This window comes from Limnomicrobium aquaticum (assembly GCF_040545545.1).
In the GTDB taxonomy this organism is placed as follows: domain Bacteria; phylum Pseudomonadota; class Alphaproteobacteria; order Rhizobiales; family Rhizobiaceae; genus Ensifer_A; species Ensifer_A aquaticum.
Window position 1 is genome coordinate 32,977 of record NZ_JBEPMB010000003.1, and the last position, 20,398, is coordinate 53,374.

Here is a 20,398-nt window from a genome sequence, read left to right on the forward strand (position 1 = left end):
CGAAACGGGCCCGTTTGAAGACATTCGGGAGGAATGAATGCAAAGCCTGTGGAACGATCACGACGCGGAAGCCGCCGTGAAGCGCTATGCCGAAAAGGGCGTCAATCGCGATCTCGCGCTGCGCACCTACACGACCCGGCTGATGGGCGGTGATCCGCGTCTCGTGCTGCATGGCGGCGGCAACACGTCGGTGAAGACGGTCATGACCGATCTGGTCGGCGACAGCTTTGATGTGCTCTGCGTCAAGGGAAGCGGGTGGGACATGGCGGTGATCGAACCGGCGGGCCTGCCTGCCGTCAAGCTCGCGCCGCTTCTGAAAGCCCGCAAGCTCAACCGTCTGTCGGACGAGGACATGGTGGCGCTGCAGCGCGCCAACCTCATCGATCCCTCCGCGCCCAATCCGTCCGTCGAGACGCTGCTCCACGCCTTCCTGCCGCACAAATTCGTCGACCACACTCACTCGACCGCGGTTCTCGCCATCGCCGACCAGGCTGAGAGCGCCCGCATGATCCCGGAGGTCTTCGGGCCGAAAGCCGGTTATGTCCCCTACATCATGCCCGGCTTTGCACTGGCCAAGGCCGCGGCGGAAGCCTTCGAGCGCGACCCGACCGTCGAGGCGCTGATCCTTGACAAGCATGGCATCTTCACCTTCGCGGAGACTGCGAAGGAAGCCTATGAGCTGATGGTGCGTTACGTCACCATGGCCGAAGATTATGTGAAGCAGAACGGGCGCAATCCTTTCACGCCCGCACAACTTCCGGCCACTGTCGCGGGCGCTGCAGACATCGCGCCGATCCTGCGCGGTGCGGTCGCTGTGCCGAAGGGCGAAGGCCGTTTCGACCGCATGACGAGCGAATTCCGCACCTCGCCGGCAATTCTCGAATTCGTCAATGCGGCGCAGGTTTCCGACATGGCCTCGCGCGGCGTCTCGACGCCCGACCTTTCCATCCGCGTCAAGACCGGTCCGATGGTCGTGCCCGCGCCGGCGGCGGAAGATATCGCCGGCTGGGCTGAGACCGTGCGCCAATGCGTCGCCGACTATGCGGCGGCCTACGAGGCCTATTTCCGCGAGAATGACGCCCGCGACGACGTCAAGCGCACCATGCTCGACCCCATGCCGCGCCTTACCCTCGTGCCCGGCGTCGGCCTCTTCGGCCATGGCCGCACGCTGAAGGACGCGAAAATCGCCGCCGATCTCGGCGAAATGTGGATCGAGACCGCGCGCGATGCCGAAAGCGTCGGCCGGTTCGAGCCGGTCAGCAAGCCGGACCTCTTCGATCTCGAATACTGGTCGCTGGAACAGGCCAAGCTTGCCGGTGCCAAGCCCAAGCCGCTGACGGGACAGGTGGCGCTGGTCACGGGCGGTGCGGGCGCCATCGGCGCGGCCATTGCCGCTGTCTTCGCCCGCGAGGGTGCGCAAGTCGTCGTCACCGATCTCGACGGCGACAAGGCCATGGCGTCAGCCAAGGCAGCCGGAAACGGCGCCATCGGCGTTGCCTGTGACGTCACCGATCCGGCCTCCGTTTCGGCCTCGTTCGCCGAGGCCGTCAGCACATTCGGCGGGGTGGACATTCTCGTCTCCAATGCCGGCGCCGCCATCGAGGGCGCCATCGCGACGTTGGACGACGCGCTTCTCCGCAAAAGTTTCGAACTGAATTTCTTCGCCCATCAGACTGTGGCTCAGCAGGCCGTCCGCATCATGAAGGCGCAGAAGACCGGCGGCGTGCTGCTCTTCAATGCTTCCAAGCAGGCGGTCAATCCCGGTGCGAAATTCGGCGCTTACGGTTTGCCGAAGGCCGCGACCCTGTTTCTGTCGCGCCAATATGCGCTGGAGCACGGGGCCGATGGTATCCGCTCCAATGCCGTCAATGCGGACCGCATCCGCTCCGGCCTGCTGGACGAGAAGATGATCGAAAGCCGGGCCGCCGCCCGTGGTCTGTCGGTGAAGGATTACATGGGCGGCAACCTGCTCGGCCAGGAAGTGACAGCACTGGACGTCGCCGAAGCCTTCCTCGATCTCGCCCTTGCCGACCGCACGACGGGCGGCGTCGCGACCGTAGACGGCGGGAACATCGCTGCGGCGCTGAGGTGATGTGAGTATCCGATACGCCGCTTCATCGGTGAGCTTGTCAGCGAGGTTATCCGCTCCTCTTTCGAGGAACGATCTCGTCGCCCGCCTCCGGTGGCACATCGGGAGCTTTGGCGAGAATAGCAAGCGCGGCATCCACGTCGCCGCGCTCTGCCCGCGTCTTCAAGGACATGATGGCCCTGCGGTGACCTATGCCGTCCGCGATGAAAGCCGACAGCAACTGATTCAGGGAGACATTGTCTTCCATGGCCGCCCGGCGCGCTTCTTCCATCACATGGTCTGCAAGTCTGAGTGGGTAAGTGGTCATGTCGATCTCCTTCACATCAAAGTCGCCACGAAGCTGCCAGCCTTCATGACGGATATTCCAAACGCCTCGACCGAAGCATCCTGAAAATCGCGATCGTTGCTGACAATCACCGCAGCACCTGCCGCAAGCGCGCATTCTATGTAGATGTCGTCCTTCGGATCCGCCAGGAATGGTCGGAACCGGAACCAGGGCGATACCAACTTAGCTCTCGCGAAGAGCGCATCCAGAACTGCGCCAATCTCCGCCGCCGAAATCCAGGGGTAAGCACCCAGGATACCCGGCCGGTTTAGCACGTCTTCATATTCCAGCGCGACCGCAGGAGAGACTGCGAACGGCACATCTCCAGTCAACATCGCACGCAACAAAAGATGCGAGGCCCCGCGCGAGGAGCGAAAGGCAGCCAGAAGAATGTTCGCGTCAATCACGATCATTGCCCAACATGGTATCTCATATGATATCATGTCAACACGTCGACGTCATAAAAAAACGCCGCCCTTTCGAGCGGCGCTTCCCGTTCAAATCCTTGCGTTTCGCCTTACTTGCCCTTCGGCACCGGCATCCACTTGGGCGCTGCAACATCGGTCTGGGCGAATTGCGGCAGCTTGGCCGACAGTTCTTCCATGTTCTTGATGTCCTTGTCCTTCAGGTCCTTCTGCGTGATCAGCGTCGGCGGCACGACCACGTTGTGGCCGGGGTCTTCGCCGGCGAGCAGCATGGCGAGCGCGCGGACGGAGACCTGGCCGACGAGCGCCGGGTTGGTGGCGGCCGTGGCAGCCCAGGCGCTGTCGGGTTCGCGCATGGCGGAGATATCCGGCGTCGAAATGTCGGCCGAATAGATCTTCACGCTCTTGGAAAGACCGGCTTCGTCAACGGCGATCTTCACGCCCTTGGCGAATTCGTCATAGGGCGCGAACATCACGGTGATGTCCGGATGGGCGGAGACCACCGAGCGGGCCTGGTTGGCGACCGAGTTGGCGATCGGGTTGTCCATCGTGCCGAACATGGCGACCTGGTTGATGCCCGGATACTTCTTCTTGAAGGCGTCCCAGGTCTCGTTGCGGCGGTCGAGCGGCGCAATGCCGGCGACATAGACATAGCCTGCCTTGAACTTCTCGCCATTGTCCTTCACCGCCTGCTCGAGCGCGAGGCGGGCCAGATCGCGGTCGGACTGTTCAACCTGCGGGATCTTCGGGTTTTCGACATTGACGTCGAAGGCGACGACCTTGATGCCGGCGTCGACGGCGCGCTGTGCTGCGGCCTTCATCGATTCCGTCAGGCCGTGCTGGATGATGATCCCCTTGACGCCAAGCGCAATCGCCTGGTCGACCATGTCGGACTGAAGTGCTGCATCCTGGCGGCTGTCGAAGACGCGCAGGTCGACGCCGAGCGCCTTGGACTGCGCCGTGACACCAGCGAGATAGGATTCGAAGAAGTCGCCGGTGGAAAGATAGCGCACCAGCGCGATCTTTACCTTGCCCGGATCGTCGAACGGCTTGGGCATATCGGCCGCATGGGCCATCGTCCCGAAGCTTGCCGCGCCCATGAGTGCCATGGTCAGCTTGCCGAATGTTCTTCTCGTGAAATCCATGTTCTATCCTCCCTAAAGACAAGTGGTTGTTTCATGTCCCTTCCCAAAAGCGCGGGGCTCATCCACGCGCTCCGGATTGCTTTTGCGCCTGCTCAGCGCCGGTTCCTGCCCGACAGGGCGAAGGTGAAGACCAGCGCGAAGACAAGGACGACGCCCTTGACGAAGTCCTGCGTGTAGTAAGGCGCGTTCATCATGGTCAGCCCCTGCAGGAGGATGCCGACGAAAAGCGCGCCGATGGCTGTGCCGAACGCATTGGGCTTGGCAGCGCCCAGCACGGCAAAGCCGGTAAGTGCTGCCGCCACCGCATCCAGAAGCAGGTTGTTGCCCGAGGCGATATCACCGCGCCCGAGACGCGCCGCCAGGAGAATGCCGCCAATGGAGGCAAAGATCGCCGAGATCACATAGGCGAGGATCTTGTAGCCCTTGACAGGCGCACCTGCGAGGCTCGCCGCCCGCTCGTTGGAGCCGACCGCATACATCATGCGGCCGAAGCGCGTGTATTCGAGGAAGAACCAGATCACGATCGCCAGAACCACGAGCACCACGACCGAGGCCGGCACGAGGTTCGGAATGATGAAATCGAAGCGGTAGCGGCCGAGCGCCAGGAAGGACGGCGAAAACGTGCCCGAGGCCACGGTGCCGTCGGGCATCGTCATGCCGGTCGCAATCGAGCGGCCTTCGGTCGGGATGCGCTGCAGGCCGAGCAGCAGGAACATCATGCCGAGCGTCGCCAGAAGATCCGGAACGCGCATATAGACGATCAGGAACCCGTTGATCAGCCCGATCAGGATGCCGATGGCGAGGCAGACAAGCGTCGCCGAGAGCGCATCGCCGTTCATGACCACCATGACATAGGACGAGGCCATCATTGCCGTTGTCGCGACCGAACCGATGGAGAGGTCGAAACCGCCCGCCACCAGCGTGGCCGTCACGCCCAGCGCCAGAATGCCGGTAATCGACACCGACTGCAGGATGAAGACCGCGCTTTGCGGCGAGGCGAAGCCATCCGCCATCACCGAGAAATAAACGACGATGGCGAGAACCAGCAGCAGAAAGCCATAGCGAATGGCGAAATCCCGCGTCGGCGTGGACGATCCGGCCTTTGCGGTCTTCGTCGCCTTGGGCGCGGATTGAGCGGTGTTGGTGGCGTCAGTATTCATTCAATTCACCGTCATTGTCTGGCCGGAAATCTCGGCGAGCAGGCGCTCCATATCGAGGTTCCGGTTGATGTGTTCGCCGCAAAGCGTGTGTTCGGACATGACCAGAATGCGGTCCGCGATCTCGAAGGCCTCGTCCAGTTCGGTCAGGAAGACCAGCGTCGCGCGTCCGTCCGCCGAGGCCCGCAGCTTGCGCGCAATGTCGCGCCGCGCCGCGATGTCGACGCCCTGGAACGGCTCGTCGAGAATGAGAAGCCGCGCCGGTTCGGCAAGCCAGCGCGCCACCGTCACCTTCTGCTGGTTGCCGCCCGACAGGGTGTACATTTCGTCGCGCTCTGTGCGGCAGACGATGCCGAGTGCATCGATCTGCGCCCGCGCCCGCTCCCGTTCGCGTGAGCGGGCCGAAACGCCGACGAGCGAGAGGTTCTTCAGGAAGGGAAGGCTGATATTCTCGTAGATGTTGAAGTCGGGCACGATCGAGCTTGCCGAGCGATCTTTGGCAACAAGAAAGACACCGTTGGCAATCGCATCCGCCGCCGATCTGGGGCGATAGGGCCGGCCGGACAGGGTCATGTCGCCGGAAACGACACGCCGCGCACCGAACAGCGTTTCGGCGAGGTCCGTCTTGCCGACGCCGACCAGGCCAGTGACGGCGACGATCTCGCCATCCTTCAGGTCGAAGGAAAACGGCTTGCGCCCCGCCTTGAGTGTCAGGTTCCGCGCGGCAAAGACAGTCTCGCCGCCATCCCGCACCTCGATGCGGTCGTGGCTGATGATCTCGCCGAGCATGGCATTGACCGCGCCTTCATAGTCCAGCACCGGACCGTCGAACGTGCCGGCAATGCGCCCGTCGCGCAGCGACACGATCCGGTCGGCGAGACGGCGGATATCCGACATGCGGTGAGAGATATAAAGGATGGCTACGCCACCGGCCTTCAGCCGCTCGACCAGATCGAAGAGCCGCTCGGCCTCGGCGCTCGAGAGCGACGAGGTGGGCTCGTCGAGGATCAGCACCTTGGGCTTGTGCGCCATGGCGCGGGCGATCGCCACCATCTGGCGGTCGGCGAGCGGCAGATCGGCGACCTCGGCCCTCAGATCAACCGTCAGGCCCATCTTGTCGGCGACTTCGCGCGCCTCGCGGCGAATGCGGAAAGGATTGAACAGGACCGGCTTGCCCCAGCCGGTGAGCCGGTCGAGCATCAGGTTGGTCGCCACATCGAGATCGGCAATCACGCCGTCATTGATATTCTGGTGGACGGTCACGACGCCGGCGCGGATCGCCTCGGCGGTCGAGGCCGGCGCGAAGGGTGCGCCATCGAGCGTGAGGCTACCGCTGTCGGGCTGGTAAACCCCGCAGACCGTCTTCACGAGCGTGGATTTGCCCGCGCCGTTTGCGCCCATCAGCACGGTCACCGTGCCAGGCTGCAGGTCGATGCTGACGCCGTCGAGGACCCGGTTAGGGCCAAACGACTTGCGCAGATTCTCGACGCGAAAGATCGCCGTTGCGTTCATGAATTTCCTCCCGACGATGATGCTATGACCTCACTTAGTCATATGTCAAGCCCATTGACATTTGACAGCGCGACGCCTAGCAAATTGATCAGATCGCAAGATGCAGGTTAGATCGGGAGAGAGGACCGGTCGAAACCAGGCTGTCTAAAATGGGCTCCGAACACGCAACATCCGTGTTCCGGGGGAGGCAAATGGGAGGAATAAATGGCAGACGCGGAAGCATTCGTGGCGCTCACGCCCGAAACTCTGCCCACAAAGCTGGGCGGGCTGGATGTGCTGAAGACGCGGATCGGATCGGATCCGTCCGCATGGCGGGTCCGTGAAGTCGGCGACGGCAATCTCAATCTGGTTTTTATCGTCGAAGGCCCGGCCGGCGCCGTCATCGTCAAGCAGGCGCTGCCCTATGTCCGCCTCGTGGGCGAGAGCTGGCCGCTGCCGCTGAAGCGGTCCTATTTTGAATATAATGCCCTCATCCGGCAGGCGGATCGCGATCCGGGCATGGTGCCGGAAGTCTTTCACTTCGACCGTGCGCAGGCCATCGTGGTCATGGAGTTCCTGAACCCGCACATCATCCTGCGTCAGGCGCTGATCAGGGGTGAGATCCTGCCGAAGATCGGCAAGGACCTCGGACGTTTTGCCGCACGCACGCTCTTCCGCGGGTCCGACCTTTCGATGAGCGCCCGCGCCCGCAAGGAAGACCTCGCCCTCTTCGCCGACAATGTCGAGCTTTGCGACATCACCGAAAACCTGGTCTTCTCCGACCCCTATTTCGAGGCGGAGCTCAACCGTCACACACCGCAGCTCGACGGCCTGGTCGCCGAGCTGCGCGCGGATCGCGATCTGAAAGTCGAGGCGCAGGCGCTCAAGCATCTCTTCGTGGCCAAAGCCGAGACGATGTTGCATGGCGATCTGCATACCGGCTCGATCATGGTGACGAAGAACGATACCAAGGTGATCGATCCGGAATTCGCCTTCTACGGCCCGATGGCGCTGGACGTTGGCATGATGCTCTCCAATTTCTGGATGAGCTATTTCTCCCAGCGTGGCCATGAGGAAAGCGGATCGCGCGATGAGATGCGCCGCTTCCTGATCGGCGTCATCGACGAGATCTGGGAAACCTTCGTCGCCGAGTTCTCGCATCTGTGGCGCACGGAACGCACCGGCATTCTCTACCAGCGCTCGCTGTTCGAGGATCGGGGCGACGCGCTGGGCGCCGAACTGGCGCTTTCCCGCGTGCTCGGCGACATCTGGACCGACATGCTCGGCTTTGCCGGCATCGAAATGCACCGCCGCATTCTCGGCCTTGCTCACAATGCGGATTTCGAGACGATTGCCGATCTCGACCTGCGCGGTGCTTGCGAGGCCGCAGCCCTCAAATTCGGACGGCATCTCGCCGTCAACCGCCGCTCCATCACGGGCCTTACCGCGCTTGCGGGACTGGCCGAGCGACTTGACCGGGGAGACATCCAATGAATGTCGGCGACAAGCACTATCACACGATCTGGCTCAACGAAGACGGCCGGTCTGTCGATATCATCGACCAGCGCTGGCTGCCGCACGAATTCCGCATCGTCACGCTGAAAACCGTGCCGGACGTGGCGGCCGCCATTCGCGATATGTGGGTGCGCGGCGCGCCGCTGATCGGCGTCACGGCAGCTTATGGCGTGGCCATTGCCATGACGGACGATGCGAGCGACGAAAATCTCGAGCGCGTCTGGCATGAGCTGAACGAAACGCGCCCCACCGCGATCAATCTGCGCTGGGCACTCAACGAGATGAAGCGCGTACTCTCCCCGCTGCCGCCTCCCGAGCGCGCGGCTGCTGCCTATGCGCGCGCCGCCGAAATTGCGCAGGAGGACGTCGCGCTCAACCGCAGCATCGGCCAGCATGGTCTTGAAGTCATTCGCGGCATTGCGGCGCGGAAGAAGCCGGGCGAGCCGGTCAATATCCTGACCCATTGCAATGCCGGCTGGCTGGCGACCGTCGATTACGGCACGGCGACCGCCCCGATCTATCTGGCGACGGAAGAGGGCATTCCGGTTCATGTCTATGTGGACGAGACGCGGCCGCGCAACCAGGGCGCCCAGCTGACCGCCTGGGAGATGAACGGGCACGGCGTGCCGCATACGCTGATCGTCGACAATGCCGGCGGCCATCTGATGCAGCACGGCATGATCGACATGGTCATTGTCGGCACCGACCGCACGACCGCCAATGGCGATGTCTGCAACAAGATCGGAACCTATCTCAAGGCGCTCGCCGCCAGGGATAACGGCATCCCCTTCTATGTCGCCCTCCCCTCGCCCACCATCGACTGGACGGTGAAGGACGGCGTGAAGGAAATCCCGATCGAAGAGCGAAACGGCGACGAAGTCTCGCTCGTGCAGGGCAAGCTTGCCGACGGAACGGTGGTCCAGGTCCGGGTTTCGCCGGAGGGGACGCCGGCCGGAAATCCGGCTTTCGATGTGACGCCCGCCCGTCTCGTCACGGGGCTCATCACCGAGCGCGGCATCGCCGACGCCTCGCCGGAGGGCCTTAAGGCACTTTTCCCGGAACGGCCGGTATAAGGCGCCCTCGTTCGACCTGCCGCAAGCCTCCGAGAAGCCCGCCGCCGGTTGTCCGGCAGCGGGCTTTTCTCGCCTCAGAGGCCGAGCGCGATCCCGTCTTTGCGGGATTCCGATGCGCCGGTCAGCGTGCCCTTTTCCCAGTCGATTCGGATGACCTGCGCGCCGCCGATCGGGTCTTCGCTGGGCACGATCTCGAAACCGCGCGCCTTCAGTTCGGCAATGGTTGCCGGCGGAACGGTATGCTCCACCTCAATCTTGGGCTCGAAGCCGCTTGCGGGCACGAGGCGCGGCATGTCGATGGCCTCCTGCATATCCATGCCGAAGTCGAGCACCTTGGAAATGAGGTGTGCGTGGCCCATGGCCTGATAATAGCCGCCCATGACGCCGAAGGACATTTCCGTGCGGCCGTTCTTCGTCACCATGCCGGGGATGATGGTGTGCAGCGGCCGCTTTTCCGGCCCGATTATGTTCAGATGCCCGCGTTGCAGCGAGAAGCTCTGGCCGCGATTGTGCAGCACTACGCCTGATTTCGGCGCGACGATGCAGGAGCCGAACGTATAGAAGACCGAGTTGATGAAGCTGACCGCATTGCGCTCGGAATCGACGACCGTGATATAGACCGTATCGCGGTGGACGGGCAGTTCGAAGGGCGGCAGATCGGCTATGGCCTTCTTGAGGTCGATCATACCGGCAAGCCGCTTCGCCATCTCGTCCGAGAGCATCTCTTCAATCGGCACATCGGCCTTGGCCGGGTCCGCCAGCCATGTGTCGCGCGCCGCGTAGGCCAGCCGCGTCGCCTCCAGCTCGATATGCACGCGGTCGATATCGTCCGGCGCACCCTTGGCTTCGAAATGCGACAGGATGTTGAGGATCATCAGTGCGATAAGGCCCTGGCCGTTCGGCGGGCATTCATGGATCGTGTAGCCCCGGAAATCCGTGGTGACGGGCGTCACATATTCGCCCTTCGCCGCGGCGAAGTCTTCGAGTGTGTGGAGGCCGCCCAGTTCGCGCAGGCGGCTTACCATGTCCTCGGCCACCGGCCCGCGATAGAAGGCGTCGCGGCCCTCGGCTGCGATCCGCTTGAGCGTCTCGGCCAGTTCCGGCTGGCGGTGGATTTCGCCGACGCGGGGCGTGCGACCGTCGATCAGGAGGATACGGGCGGCATGTTCGTCAGCCGCCAGCAGCGCCTCCTCCTTGGCCCAGTCATACTGGGTCCGCGGTGCAATCGCATAGCCGTTTTCGGCAAAGGCGATAGCGGGTGCCAGCACGTCGGCGAGCGGCAGACGTCCGTGATCGGCATGCAGGCGCGTCCACGCGTCAATGGCGCCGGGAATGGTGACGGCCGACGGCGAGCAGCGCGGGACTTCGGTCAGTCCCCGTTCCTCGAACCATTCGACCGTGAGAGCCGCTGGTGTGCGGCCAGAGCCGTTATAGGCGATCACCTTGTCGCCGCCCTTCGGGGCATAGAGGGCGAAGCAGTCGCCGCCAATGCCGGTCGAACCCGGTTCCACCACGCATTGCACTGCGCAGGCGGCAATGGCCGCGTCCATGGCGTTGCCGCCGGCCTGCAGGATATTGATCGCGGCGAGGGTGGAGGACGGATGCGACGTCGCGGCCATCGCCTGTGCGGCGACAACGACCGAGCGGGTCGGCGTTTCGAAATTGCGCATTGTTTCTTGGACTCCCTGATATGCTTTTTGCTTGCCTCAACGCCGCCGATAAGGCGTCAGCTTCACCTCGAGCAGTTCGAGGGCCTTCACGATGAGGAAATTGAGAAGAAGGTAGATCGCGCCGGCAGCGACAAAGACCTCCATGGCGCGATAGGTTTGCGAGATGAGTTCCTGAGCAAGGCCGGTGACTTCGGTCAGCGTGATGATCGAGGCAAGCGATGTCCCTTTCACAATCAGGATGATCTCGTTGCTATAGGCCGGCAGGGCCTGTCGCAGTGCCAGTGGCAGAACCACAAGCCGCAGGTTCTGGACCCGCGTGAGCCCGAGTGCCAGGGACGCTTCCGAAAGTCCGCGCGGCACGTTGCGGATCGCGCCGCGCAGGATTTCGCTGCTGTAGGCGGCGGTGTTGAGTGTCAGCGCGATGATGGCGCACCAATAGGGTTCGCGGAACATCCACCAGAGCCCGATCGCCTGCAGGCTTGGCCGGAACTGGCCGAGCCCGTAATAGATCAGGAAGATCTGCACCAGCAGCGGTGTCCCACGGAAAACCGAGACGAAGGTGCGGATCGGCCAAAGAACGAACGGGCTTTCGCCCTGCTGGGCAAGCGCCAGCGCGAGCGCCAGAACGAAGCCGAAAAGCACGGAAAGCGCGGAAAGCTGCAGGGTCAGCGGCAAGCCTGCGAGAAGCGTCGGAATGATTTCGAGGAAAAAGCCGGGATCGATCATCGGTGGACGATCCCCCGCGAGGCATTGGCTTCCGCCCGGCTGAAGAAGAGGTCGGTGACGCCCGCAATGGCATAGTAGAGGGCCGCTGCGGCCAAGTAGAACAGGAACGGCTCGCGCGTCGAGCCTGCACCGATCTGCGCCTGGCGCATGAGTTCGACGAGGCCGATGACCGAGATCAGCGCGGAGTCCTTCAGCACGAGCTGCCAGACATTGCCGAGACCGGGAATGGCATGGCGCAACAATTGCGGAACGATGACGAGCCGCAGCATCTGCATGCGCGTCAGCGCCAGCGCCTTGGCGGCGTCGAATTGCCCCTTGTCGATGGCGAGATAGGCGCCGCGATAGACCTCCGACTGGTAAGCGCCGGAAATGAAACCAATGGTCACGACGCCGGTGGCAAAGGTGGGCAGCCCGACAAAGCCTTCCGCGCCGAACAGACGGGCAATGGAGGTCAGCGCGACGCTGCCGCCATAATAGAAGAGATAGATGCTCAGAAGATCCGGAACACCGCGAAACACGGTGCCATAGAACGAGGCAAGACCGCGCGGCACCTTCTTGGGCGAAAGCTTTCCGGCCGCAGCCAGGCCGCCAAAAACGGCGCCAAGCGCGAAGCCGAGGACAGACAGAGCCAGGGTGATGCCGGCTGCTTCAACAAGCAGGGCACCCCAGCCGCCTGCTCCGAAACCGAGCAGAGGGAGTTTGTCGAACATGGGGATCAAGAAACCTGTCGGACGGCGCAGCAGTCCGGTTGTTTAAAGTGATGGAGAGGGATCGGGTTTCGCACCCGATCCCCATTGGTCCGCCTTGGCTTACTTTACCGGGGTCACGTCAGCGTGGAACCACTTCTCCGACAGGCGCTTGATCGTGCCATCGGCGATGGCGTCATCGATCGCCTTGTTGAAGGCCGTCTTCAGCGCCGCGTCTTCCTTGCGGACACCGGCGCCGGTGCCCATACCCAGAATGCCGCCGACAAAGCCCGGACCTGCTGCCGTGTAATCGGCAAATTCCGGCTTGGCGAAAATAGCCGCCAGATTGGTCTGCTGCACGACGACGGCGTCGATGCGTCCGGCGGCGAGATCGAGGTCATGCTGTTCCGTGGTCTTGTATTCGCGCACTTCGGCCACATCGCCGAAGTATTTCTTCACGAATGCCAGAAGCTGCGTGCCGGACTGAACCCCGATCACCTTGCCCTTGAGTGCCGGCTTCATCTTGTCGATGGCAGCCTGGGCAGCCTTTTCATCTTCAAGCTTGATCTTTTCCGCCGACGGGCCCTGCTTGCCCAGATCGCTGCTCTTGGCAACGCCGATGGCGGTCGGGTCGATGGCATAGGGCTGCGTGAAGTCGATGGTTTCCAGGCGCTTCGGCGTGATGAACATGGCGGCCATGATCACGTCGAACTTGCCGACCTTCAGCGAGGGGATGAGGCCGTCCCAGTTCTGGGCGACGATCGAGCATTTCACCTTGATGCGGGCGCAAAGATCGTTGGCGAGGTCGATTTCAAAGCCATCGAGCTTGCCGTCGGAATTGACGAAGTTCCACGGTGCATAGGCGCCTTCCGTGGCGATCTTGATTTCCTTCGGCAGTTCCGCAGCGCTTGCAAACGACGCGGCGGCGAGTGTCATGAAGGCAGCCGCAGTTGCGGCCATACGACGAATTGTCATGGCTATTCCCTTTTTGTTGTGCCGCATAAGCGGCTGTTCCCCGTCCTTGCCGGATGTCTCCCCGGCTTCGGACAATCGTGACGGTCCGGTGCTTATCGCCAGCCGGACTTGCGAACTCGGCCAGCAGCGAGGCTGTGCCGAGAATATTGTCTTGCATCGCTCGTCCTGCCATCGCAGCTTCGAGCGGCGGCGCCAAGCAGGCTTTCGCGTGCCGACAGACCCCAGCCTGTCATCGCGATCTCGCCTGAGCGCCAGGCATTACCCTAGTCGTAAGCAATTCGGCTTTAGTTCGGATTATTCCGAAATGAAGCACGGCTCATTGCCCATGTATTCCATAGTCGCGCCGACCGGGACTTGCGAACTCGGCCAGTAGAGAGGCTGTGCCGAGAACATGATCTTCCATTTCCCGCTCGGCTTCTGCCGTGTCCCCTGACTTCAGCGCGTCGAGCAGCTTCTGATGCTCATCGCGTGCCGAAAGCGGCTTTTCGACATAGTCGAACCAGATGCGCATGTAGGGCTCGATCGCCACGTGGAGCGCGGCGATCTGCCGGATCAGCTTCGGCCGGCCGCTCAAGCCATAGATATAGGCGTGAAACTCCTGGTGCCGGAGGACCCAGTCGCTGCTGCCGGCTTCGCCGGCACGCTCCAGGCGCAGGAGCAGACGGTCCATTTCCTCGAAATGCTCTTCCGCCAGCTTTGGCATCGCGAGCCGGACGGCCAGACCTTCCAGCACGGAGCGGATTTCGAAGGCTTCATTGAGTTCGTCAAGCGTGAGCCCGGCCACCACGCAGCCGCGATTGGGCCGAAGCGTCACCAGCCCGTCGGCAGCAAGCCGGCGAAACGCCTCGCGCACCGGCATGCGGCTCATCCCGATCTCGGCGGCAATGTCTTCCGGGATCAGCCGCTCGCCGGCCTTGTACCGGCCAAGGCGCAGTGCCTTGTGCAGGTAGAGATACGCCTCCTCTTCGGCCGTAGAGGCAGCTTGTGATGGAGATGAGAGGTTTGCGATCATTCTGGCTCACTGGATTTTTGTATCCACTTATCCAAACAGCTTTGCGCGCGGTCGTCAAGAGAGAAGTCGTTCAGGTCGCCTGAAGCGAATATGTCGTGCCGTATCAGCGACAAGACGCACAAGGACATCGACCTTGTCCGCTTCAACGAAGCGGTGGAGATCGTCGAATTCGAGGGAATGGTGCGTCCAATGAGCCACCTTCAGGCGCTCGGCGCGGAAATGGGAATGCGGCTTGGAGCCGCCGACGGCCAAGCGAATGCTTCAGTTACAGAAAGACAAGGGCCGCGGCACCGATCAATCCGGAATTCTGGCCCAGACCCGCATGAACCACCGGGACATCGCGAAAGGCTGGCATCGCGGTGCGGGAAATGCAGTCGCGGATGCGGGGATGCAATCTGTCGAATTCGTTGGCGAGGCCTCCGCCAATCACCACGATCTCGGGGCTCAGAATGTGGATGAGGTTCGTGATGCCGCGTCCAAGCAGCTCGGCTTCCTCGTCGATCAGACGATTGGCCAGCGCGTCGCCTTCGCGTCCGGCAAGGAAAACGCCGCGGCTGTCGATCGGCTTGCCATTTTTGCCAAGCTTTGTTTGCGCATCCCCAGCCGCAACCAGGCGTGCCCTTCTGGCAAATGCGGTGCCGGAGGCATAGGCTTCAAAGCAGCCACGACTTCCGCAGGGGCAGGCTTCGCCGTCGAGGACTATTGCCATGTGTCCGACATGGCCGGCCATTCCCTTTCTTCCGCGCAGGACACGGCCGCCCGAAACGATGCCGCCCCCGATTCCGGTGCTGACGGTGATGTAGATGAGATCATCGCAGCCTTTCCCGGCGCCATAGCGCCATTCGCCGATGGCGGCGGAAATGCCGTCGTTTTCGAGGCTCACCGGCAGATCGAAACGACGCTGCAGCTCTGCCCGCAGTGGGAAACCGTCGAAACCCGCCAGAGTCGGAATGTCGCTGGCGATCCCTGTGGTCGTATCGACGGGCCCTGGCGTCGAGACGCCGACGCCAAGCGGTTGCAGCGAACGATCGGTTTCAAGAAGTCCCTCCACCAGATGGCTGATCTGGGAGAGTACGCGCTCGGGTCCGGCCATCGCGTCGGTGGGCTCAGAGGCCTGAGCGAGCAGGTTTCCGGCTTCGCCGACAAGCGCCGCACGAACCTGTGTTCCTCCGAGATCTACACCGATGGCGATCTGCTGCATGTTGGAATCCGAGTTAGACCGAAAGAGCTTTTCGTTGAAAGAGCGTCTAGAGAGCCTTCAGCCAGGCCATCCGCTCTTCCAGCGAGGGCGCGTTGAAGGCAAGCGATCCCAGCACCACCGTTTCGGCACCGCCCTGTCTCAAGAGCGGGACGGTGTGCTCGCGAATCCCGCCGTCTGCGGCCAGAACAATGCGGTGCGCAGCGCCGCAGTCGGCGATGATCCGCCGTGCCTCGCCAAGCCGATCGCAGGCCTTGTCGCTCAGGCCCTGGCCTTTGACGCCGATGGCCGTGCCGAGCAGGGTGATAAAGTCCAGGCGGGGGGCATATTTGCGGATGGCTTCGACGGGCGTTTCCACCCGCAAGACCATCCCGGCGGCAATGTTCCGTGTCTCCAGCAGCGCTAGCGCTGCGTCTGCGACGCTTTCGTTTTCGACATGCAGGCTGATCAAATCGCTGCCGGCATCCGCGAACTGCTCGATCTGCGAGAGAACAATGCTGTCATCGATCATCAGATGGACGTGGATGGGTCGTGTCGAAATCTTTCGCACGCCGGCCACCAGATCGGGAAAGAACAGCATGGCCGGCGCAAAATGGCCGTCGGCAACGTCGATATGAAGGACATCGACATACGGATCGACGCGCGCAAGATCATCCGCCAAACGCACAAGGTCTGCCGACCAGACCGAAAACTCGGCAATGAGCCTGTCCTTTGGCAAATTTGCGATCCAGTTTTTGTTTCGATCAGGCATTTGCGGCGATCTCCTTCAGAAAGGCATGGACGGCGGCGTGGAAGTCCGAGACGTATCGGGCACGGTCTTCTGCCTTGGGTGTGATGCGCACGAGCCGCGCATGCGGAATTGATGCAGCAAGCGCCTCGGCATGGGCGAAAGGGTGAATGATGTCGCGGCCATGTCCGATGACCAGTGCCGGCACGTTGATACGGGCAAGATCGGCCTCGCTGACACCCGGACCGTCGGCGGAAATGGCGGTCAGCAAGGCCGCAGTGACGGCAATGGGCTCGCGGGAAAAGAAGCCGGTCAGCGAGGCGAGATTGTCTGGAGCCTCCTCGGCGAGGCGGCGGCCGGTTTTGCCGGCCAAAAAGGCCTCTTTTGCTGCTTCCGGCGGCATCGTCGCCAGCAAATGTCCAACCTCTGCATTTGGCTGCATGTTGTCCGGGGCTGCGGCGACGAACCAGGCGGGCCGGGCGAGAATGAGCCCACGCACCAGATACGGTCTCTGCACGGCGAGCCGGAGCGCAATTGCCGCCCCCATGGAAATGCCGCCCACCACGACCGGCGGCGTCAGATGGCGCTCGAAATAGGCCGCGATATCATCGGCAAAGGTCGAAATGGAAAAGCGGGATGCGTCGCCGGATGCCGAACGACCGTGACCCCGCGCTTCGACCGTAATCCGGCGAAAACTTGCGGAGGTTGGAAAGGCCTCCGCTGTCTGTCCGGCATCACCGCAGAGCCCGTGCTGGAAGACGACCGGCAGGCTATCACCCTGATCATCGGCGTCGCCATCGACATGAAGGGTGGTGCCATCGGCAGTTTGAAACGTCCCGAGGCTTGTCATGCGCCGATGGCCTTCAGATGGTCGCCGAGAAAGAAGGCGACGTCGTTTGCTTCGGCGGCGGCAAGGCCATGAGTGACCAGGCTTCCGGCAAAACCGATGTCCTTCAGGCAGGTCAGATAATGCCGGTAATCGAGCACGCCCGTGCCCGCTGTCGCAAACCTGCCGTCTGGAGTGCGATCTTTCGCGTGTGCCATGACGATCCGGTCGGCCAGAAGATCGATGGCGCGGGAGACGGTTCTGCGCTGGTCTTCGAGCGTCGCGACCTCAAAGAGATTGGCCGGATCGAGGACGATCTTCAGCCGCGGGCTCTGCAATTCCGAGATGAGACGGAACGCCTTGTCGGCGGAGTTCACGGTGTTGGCAAGCTCCGGCTCGATCCCCAGATCCACGTCACGTTCCTCGGCGATCCGGACCGCCTTCGCCATGGAGTCCAGAAGGTCACGCCAGGCTTCCGGCGTGTCGTTGTCGGGATGTTCCTTCCACTGGTCGTGGGGATCACGCGTGCCGGTGCACAGCGTGATCAGCCGGGTCGACATCTCCGCGCAGCGCGCGGCCATGGTCGCTAGCTGCGCATGCCCGGCTTCGCGTATGGCAGGATCGGGATGGATCATGTTGTACGTGCCGGAAACGGCGACGATTTCGACTTTGTTGCTCGCTGCGGCCACCGCCACCTGATGGGCTTCGGCAGCCTCGATCCTGTCCGGCATGGAGGCAAGGCCCGAACAGGCCATGTTATATTGCGCGGCAGCGTAGCCTGCCGCTGCGACCGCCTGCAAAACGGTCTGTGGATCGTGTCCGTCGAAGGTCTTGGCGAAGATGCCGAGCTTCATCACACGCCACCGGAGACATCGGCCAGCGCGACCGGCTTGCCGGATTCCGCCGAGCGGGCAATCGCCACCATGGCCCGCACCGAGGCAAGCCCGTCGTCAATGTCGGCGCCTTCCATTGCCGCCCCGTCGAGCACAGTGCGGGCAAAGCCCTCAAGCTGCCGGCGGTAAAAATGGCCGTCAGCGCCAAGCACGCGATGCGTCGCCCCATCGGCCTCGCGGAAAATGTCCACCTCGCTCGACTTGTAGTACCAGGGGTTATAGGTCTTGCCGAGAATGCTGCCGTTCTGGCCATAGATCTGGAAGCCCTCGTGCCAGTCCATGCGCACCTGGACCGTGAGATCCAGATGCCCGAGCGCACCGGATGCAAACTCGACATCGATGAACCAGCACCAGATGCCGGCACGCTCCAGCAAGCGCGCATCGACCGAGACGATATCGCCGGCAAGGTAGCGTGCCGTATCGATGAGATGGCAGCCATGAGCCAGCATGTAGTAGCGGCGCAGGTCGGCTTTCGGATTGGCGGAGGGTTTTTTTGCCCTCGCGCTGGTGACGATCAGCGGCTGTACGGCGTCCGTCATCGCGTAGCGATGCGTGTTGTCGCAGTACCAGGCCTTGAGCGCAATCATCTCGCCCATCTCGTCGCGAATGAAGGACTTCGCCGCCTGGAGACCGGCGTCAAAACGCTTCATGTGGCCGACCTGCAAAACCTTGCCCGTGCGTTCAACCGCTGCCTTGAGATCGATACATTCCTCGACGGTCAGGCCGACGGGCTTCTCGCAGAGCACATGTTTGCCGGCCTCGAGCGCCTGGATGGAAGCCGGAACATGGAAGGCATCGGCGGTCGCAATGACGACGGCGTCAAGCTCGGGATCGGCAAGCATGGCGGCGTAATCGTTATAGCCCTTCGTTGCGCCATGGGTGATCACCATGCGTTCGCGCAGGTCGTCGGCAACATCGCAGATTGCGTAGAGGTCGGCGTTGGCGGCCTTGGTGCAGCTTTCGAAATGCGCGGCCTGGGCAATCTGCCCGGCGCCCAGAACACCGACGCGAAGACGTTTTTCCTGTTTTGCAGGCATGATCGGATTGCCTCCCGTCTCAGAGTGCCAAATGGGTGACAGGATCGAAGAAATGCAGCTTCGATGCGTCGATTGCCAGATCGATCTGCTGACCCAGCTGGATCGTGCTTGCGGCCTCGAATTTGGCCACCGTGTTGGCAGCACCGCTCAGATCCTCGACCGCATCCGGGTCGCCGGAATCAACGCGGCTCGCGTCGAGCTTCAGATGCACGATCAGCTCCGAACCCAGCTCTTCGATGGACTTGACCATGGCCGGCACAGTCGAGAAGGCAGAGCCGGACGGCAACTTGCTGTCGTAGAGATCTTCAGGACGAATCCCGAAAACCACGCTCTTGCCCTCGAAACGAGCCAGGCCCGGCGCGCGCTCGAATGCCGCCGGGGGAAGCGGCAGGGAGACGGAGGCAAACCGGAGGCTGCGATTTTCGAGGCGACCTTCGAAGAGGTTCATGGACGGAGAGCCGATAAAGCCGGCGACAAAGGCATTGACCGGGTGATGATAGAGCGCCTTTGGCGTGTCGACCTGTTGCAGCACACCACCCTTCAGCACCGCAACCCGGTCGCCCATCGTCATGGCCTCGGTCTGGTCGTGCGTCACGTAAATCGTGGTCACGCCGAGCTGACGCTGCAGGCCCGCAATCTCCGCCCGCATCTGCACGCGCAGCTTCGCGTCGAGATTGGAGAGCGGCTCGTCCATGAGGAATGCGGCCGGCTCGCGCACCATGGCGCGGCCCATGGCGACGCGCTGGCGCTGGCCGCCGGAGAGATGCGCCGGCTTGTTCTGCAGAAGCGTTTCCAGTTGCAGGACCTTGGCGATCTCATTGACGCGCTTCTCCCGCTCTGCCTTGCTCTTGCCGGCGAGCTTCATCGAGAAGGCGATATTGTCGAACACCGTCATGTGCGGATAGAGCGCGTAGTTCTGAAACACCATGGCGATATCGCGATCCTTGGGCGGCAGGTCTTCGACATCCTGCCCGCCAATGCTCAGCGTCCCGCTGGTGATTTCCTCAAGGCCGGCAATCATGCGCAGAGCCGTCGATTTGCCGCAGCCGGACGGGCCGACGAGAATCAGGAATTCGCCGTCCTCGATCGTCAGGCTGAGATCCTTGATCGCGTGAAATTTGTTTCCATAGGTCTTGCAGATCTTGTCCAGCACCACGACAGCCACGACGATTCCTCCCGGCGCGTATCAGCATTCATCAGGCAGTCTCCCGCTGCCGTTCTTGCTTCCCAAAGGGTCAGGACTGGGCTGGCTTGTCAATAGAAAATTTTGGGTCTCGATCCTCGAGATGTCGGAATGAAATACATAAGCTATTGTAAAATATATATTAAAATGACGTAGCATGAATAGCTTCAGGAGATATTATTTTTTGACGCGCGTAATTTTTTGTGTTGAAGACACGCGCCGGCATGCTTCCATGCGGCCTCGAC

Annotated in this window: 19 protein-coding genes; 3 read left to right on the plus strand and 16 right to left on the minus strand. The window is 62.3% G+C overall.

Features of this window, described 5'->3' with window-relative positions; all coding sequences use genetic code 11:
- The first annotated feature begins 37 nt into the window (after positions 1-37).
- A complete protein-coding gene (locus tag ABID16_RS11855) occupies positions 38-2,092 on the plus strand; it encodes a bifunctional aldolase/short-chain dehydrogenase (RefSeq protein ID WP_354556558.1) in 2,055 nt (684 codons plus the stop codon).
- Positions 2,093-2,138: 46 nt separating this feature from the next.
- Here ABID16_RS11855 and ABID16_RS11860 read toward each other — a convergent pair whose 3' ends face one another.
- The 5 genes from ABID16_RS11860 to ABID16_RS11880 form a co-directional block, all read right to left on the minus strand.
- Positions 2,139-2,396, minus strand: a complete 258-nt coding sequence (locus tag ABID16_RS11860; protein WP_354556559.1) for a hypothetical protein — start codon at positions 2,394-2,396, stop codon at positions 2,139-2,141.
- Positions 2,397-2,407: 11 nt separating this feature from the next.
- The gene (locus ABID16_RS11865) at positions 2,408-2,827 is read right to left on the minus strand and encodes a putative toxin-antitoxin system toxin component, PIN family (protein WP_354556560.1); all 420 of its coding nucleotides are present in this window, start codon (positions 2,825-2,827) and stop codon (positions 2,408-2,410) included.
- A 104-nt stretch (positions 2,828-2,931) separates the two neighbouring features.
- Complete coding sequence (locus ABID16_RS11870; protein WP_354556561.1) at positions 2,932-3,984, minus strand: substrate-binding domain-containing protein; 1,053 nt, start codon at positions 3,982-3,984, stop codon at positions 2,932-2,934.
- Between the two features lie 92 nt (positions 3,985-4,076).
- On the minus strand, positions 4,077-5,144 hold the full coding sequence (locus ABID16_RS11875; RefSeq protein ID WP_354556562.1) for an ABC transporter permease: 1,068 nt from the start codon (positions 5,142-5,144) through the stop codon (positions 4,077-4,079).
- Positions 5,145-6,653: a sugar ABC transporter ATP-binding protein gene (locus ABID16_RS11880; protein WP_354556563.1), complete on the minus strand. Its 1,509-nt coding sequence runs from the start codon at positions 6,651-6,653 to the stop codon at positions 5,145-5,147.
- Positions 6,654-6,857: 204 nt separating this feature from the next.
- Between ABID16_RS11880 and mtnK the strand changes: the two genes are divergently transcribed.
- Together mtnK and mtnA are read left to right on the plus strand one after the other, a co-directional pair.
- Positions 6,858-8,126, plus strand: coding sequence for an S-methyl-5-thioribose kinase (gene mtnK, locus ABID16_RS11885; RefSeq protein WP_354556564.1), 1,269 nt, complete (start codon positions 6,858-6,860; stop codon positions 8,124-8,126).
- A complete protein-coding gene (gene mtnA / locus ABID16_RS11890; RefSeq protein ID WP_354556565.1) occupies positions 8,123-9,220 on the plus strand; it encodes an S-methyl-5-thioribose-1-phosphate isomerase in 1,098 nt (365 codons plus the stop codon). The genes mtnK and mtnA overlap by 4 nt, the downstream gene beginning before the upstream one ends.
- A 74-nt stretch (positions 9,221-9,294) precedes the next feature.
- Here the strand turns inward: mtnA and ggt are convergent, their stop codons facing one another.
- The 11 genes from ggt to ABID16_RS11945 all read right to left on the minus strand — a co-directional run bounded on the left by ggt (position 9,295) and on the right by ABID16_RS11945 (position 20,135).
- Complete coding sequence (ggt, locus tag ABID16_RS11895; protein WP_354556566.1) at positions 9,295-10,890, minus strand: gamma-glutamyltransferase; 1,596 nt, start codon at positions 10,888-10,890, stop codon at positions 9,295-9,297.
- Between the two features lie 36 nt (positions 10,891-10,926).
- Positions 10,927-11,616, minus strand: coding sequence for an ABC transporter permease (locus ABID16_RS11900; RefSeq protein WP_354556567.1), 690 nt, complete (start codon positions 11,614-11,616; stop codon positions 10,927-10,929).
- Entirely contained in the window at positions 11,613-12,326 is a 714-nt protein-coding gene (locus ABID16_RS11905; RefSeq protein ID WP_354556568.1) for an ABC transporter permease, read from the minus strand. The genes ABID16_RS11900 and ABID16_RS11905 overlap by 4 nt, the downstream gene beginning before the upstream one ends.
- Positions 12,327-12,425: 99 nt before the next feature.
- Positions 12,426-13,277 carry a transporter substrate-binding domain-containing protein gene (locus ABID16_RS11910; RefSeq protein ID WP_354556569.1) on the minus strand — a complete coding sequence of 284 codons (852 nt, stop codon included), beginning with the start codon at positions 13,275-13,277 and terminating at the stop codon, positions 12,426-12,428.
- Between the two features lie 316 nt (positions 13,278-13,593).
- Entirely contained in the window at positions 13,594-14,289 is a 696-nt protein-coding gene (locus ABID16_RS11915; protein ID WP_354556570.1) for a GntR family transcriptional regulator, read from the minus strand.
- Positions 14,290-14,554: 265 nt separating this feature from the next.
- Positions 14,555-15,490: an ROK family protein gene (locus ABID16_RS11920; protein WP_354556571.1), complete on the minus strand. Its 936-nt coding sequence runs from the start codon at positions 15,488-15,490 to the stop codon at positions 14,555-14,557.
- Positions 15,491-15,536: 46 nt separating this feature from the next.
- Positions 15,537-16,238: a ribulose-phosphate 3-epimerase gene (locus ABID16_RS11925; protein WP_354556572.1), complete on the minus strand. Its 702-nt coding sequence runs from the start codon at positions 16,236-16,238 to the stop codon at positions 15,537-15,539.
- On the minus strand, positions 16,231-17,064 hold the full coding sequence (locus ABID16_RS11930) for an alpha/beta fold hydrolase (RefSeq protein WP_354556573.1): 834 nt from the start codon (positions 17,062-17,064) through the stop codon (positions 16,231-16,233). Before ABID16_RS11930 ends, ABID16_RS11925 begins: the two co-directional genes overlap by 8 nt.
- Positions 17,061-17,894 (minus strand): sugar phosphate isomerase/epimerase family protein, encoded by an 834-nt coding sequence (locus ABID16_RS11935; RefSeq protein WP_354556574.1) that lies wholly within the window; start codon positions 17,892-17,894, stop codon positions 17,061-17,063. The genes ABID16_RS11930 and ABID16_RS11935 overlap by 4 nt, the downstream gene beginning before the upstream one ends.
- Positions 17,894-18,970 carry a Gfo/Idh/MocA family protein gene (locus tag ABID16_RS11940; RefSeq protein ID WP_354556575.1) on the minus strand — a complete coding sequence of 359 codons (1,077 nt, stop codon included), beginning with the start codon at positions 18,968-18,970 and terminating at the stop codon, positions 17,894-17,896. The genes ABID16_RS11935 and ABID16_RS11940 overlap by 1 nt, the downstream gene beginning before the upstream one ends.
- A 19-nt stretch (positions 18,971-18,989) precedes the next feature.
- Positions 18,990-20,135 (minus strand): ABC transporter ATP-binding protein, encoded by a 1,146-nt coding sequence (locus tag ABID16_RS11945; protein WP_354556576.1) that lies wholly within the window; start codon positions 20,133-20,135, stop codon positions 18,990-18,992.
- Positions 20,136-20,398: the final 263 nt, after the last annotated feature.

What these genes read in the sequence shown, in the direction of transcription:
- ABID16_RS11855 (WP_354556558.1), top strand. Translation starts at nt 38, where the DNA reads ATGCAAAGCCTGTGGAACGATCACGACGCGGAAGCCGCCGTGAAGCGC.
- ABID16_RS11860 (WP_354556559.1), bottom strand. Translation starts at nt 2,396, where the DNA reads ATGACCACTTACCCACTCAGACTTGCAGACCATGTGATGGAAGAAGCG.
- ABID16_RS11865 (WP_354556560.1), bottom strand. Translation starts at nt 2,827, where the DNA reads ATGATCGTGATTGACGCGAACATTCTTCTGGCTGCCTTTCGCTCCTCG.
- ABID16_RS11870 (WP_354556561.1), bottom strand. Translation starts at nt 3,984, where the DNA reads ATGGATTTCACGAGAAGAACATTCGGCAAGCTGACCATGGCACTCATG.
- ABID16_RS11875 (WP_354556562.1), bottom strand. Translation starts at nt 5,144, where the DNA reads ATGAATACTGACGCCACCAACACCGCTCAATCCGCGCCCAAGGCGACG.
- ABID16_RS11880 (WP_354556563.1), bottom strand. Translation starts at nt 6,653, where the DNA reads ATGAACGCAACGGCGATCTTTCGCGTCGAGAATCTGCGCAAGTCGTTT.
- mtnK (WP_354556564.1), top strand. Translation starts at nt 6,858, where the DNA reads ATGGCAGACGCGGAAGCATTCGTGGCGCTCACGCCCGAAACTCTGCCC.
- mtnA (WP_354556565.1), top strand. Translation starts at nt 8,123, where the DNA reads ATGAATGTCGGCGACAAGCACTATCACACGATCTGGCTCAACGAAGAC.
- ggt (WP_354556566.1), bottom strand. Translation starts at nt 10,890, where the DNA reads ATGCGCAATTTCGAAACGCCGACCCGCTCGGTCGTTGTCGCCGCACAG.
- ABID16_RS11900 (WP_354556567.1), bottom strand. Translation starts at nt 11,616, where the DNA reads ATGATCGATCCCGGCTTTTTCCTCGAAATCATTCCGACGCTTCTCGCA.
- ABID16_RS11905 (WP_354556568.1), bottom strand. Translation starts at nt 12,326, where the DNA reads ATGTTCGACAAACTCCCTCTGCTCGGTTTCGGAGCAGGCGGCTGGGGT.
- ABID16_RS11910 (WP_354556569.1), bottom strand. Translation starts at nt 13,277, where the DNA reads ATGACAATTCGTCGTATGGCCGCAACTGCGGCTGCCTTCATGACACTC.
- ABID16_RS11915 (WP_354556570.1), bottom strand. Translation starts at nt 14,289, where the DNA reads ATGATCGCAAACCTCTCATCTCCATCACAAGCTGCCTCTACGGCCGAA.
- ABID16_RS11920 (WP_354556571.1), bottom strand. Translation starts at nt 15,490, where the DNA reads ATGCAGCAGATCGCCATCGGTGTAGATCTCGGAGGAACACAGGTTCGT.
- ABID16_RS11925 (WP_354556572.1), bottom strand. Translation starts at nt 16,238, where the DNA reads ATGCCTGATCGAAACAAAAACTGGATCGCAAATTTGCCAAAGGACAGG.
- ABID16_RS11930 (WP_354556573.1), bottom strand. Translation starts at nt 17,064, where the DNA reads ATGACAAGCCTCGGGACGTTTCAAACTGCCGATGGCACCACCCTTCAT.
- ABID16_RS11935 (WP_354556574.1), bottom strand. Translation starts at nt 17,894, where the DNA reads ATGAAGCTCGGCATCTTCGCCAAGACCTTCGACGGACACGATCCACAG.
- ABID16_RS11940 (WP_354556575.1), bottom strand. Translation starts at nt 18,970, where the DNA reads ATGCCTGCAAAACAGGAAAAACGTCTTCGCGTCGGTGTTCTGGGCGCC.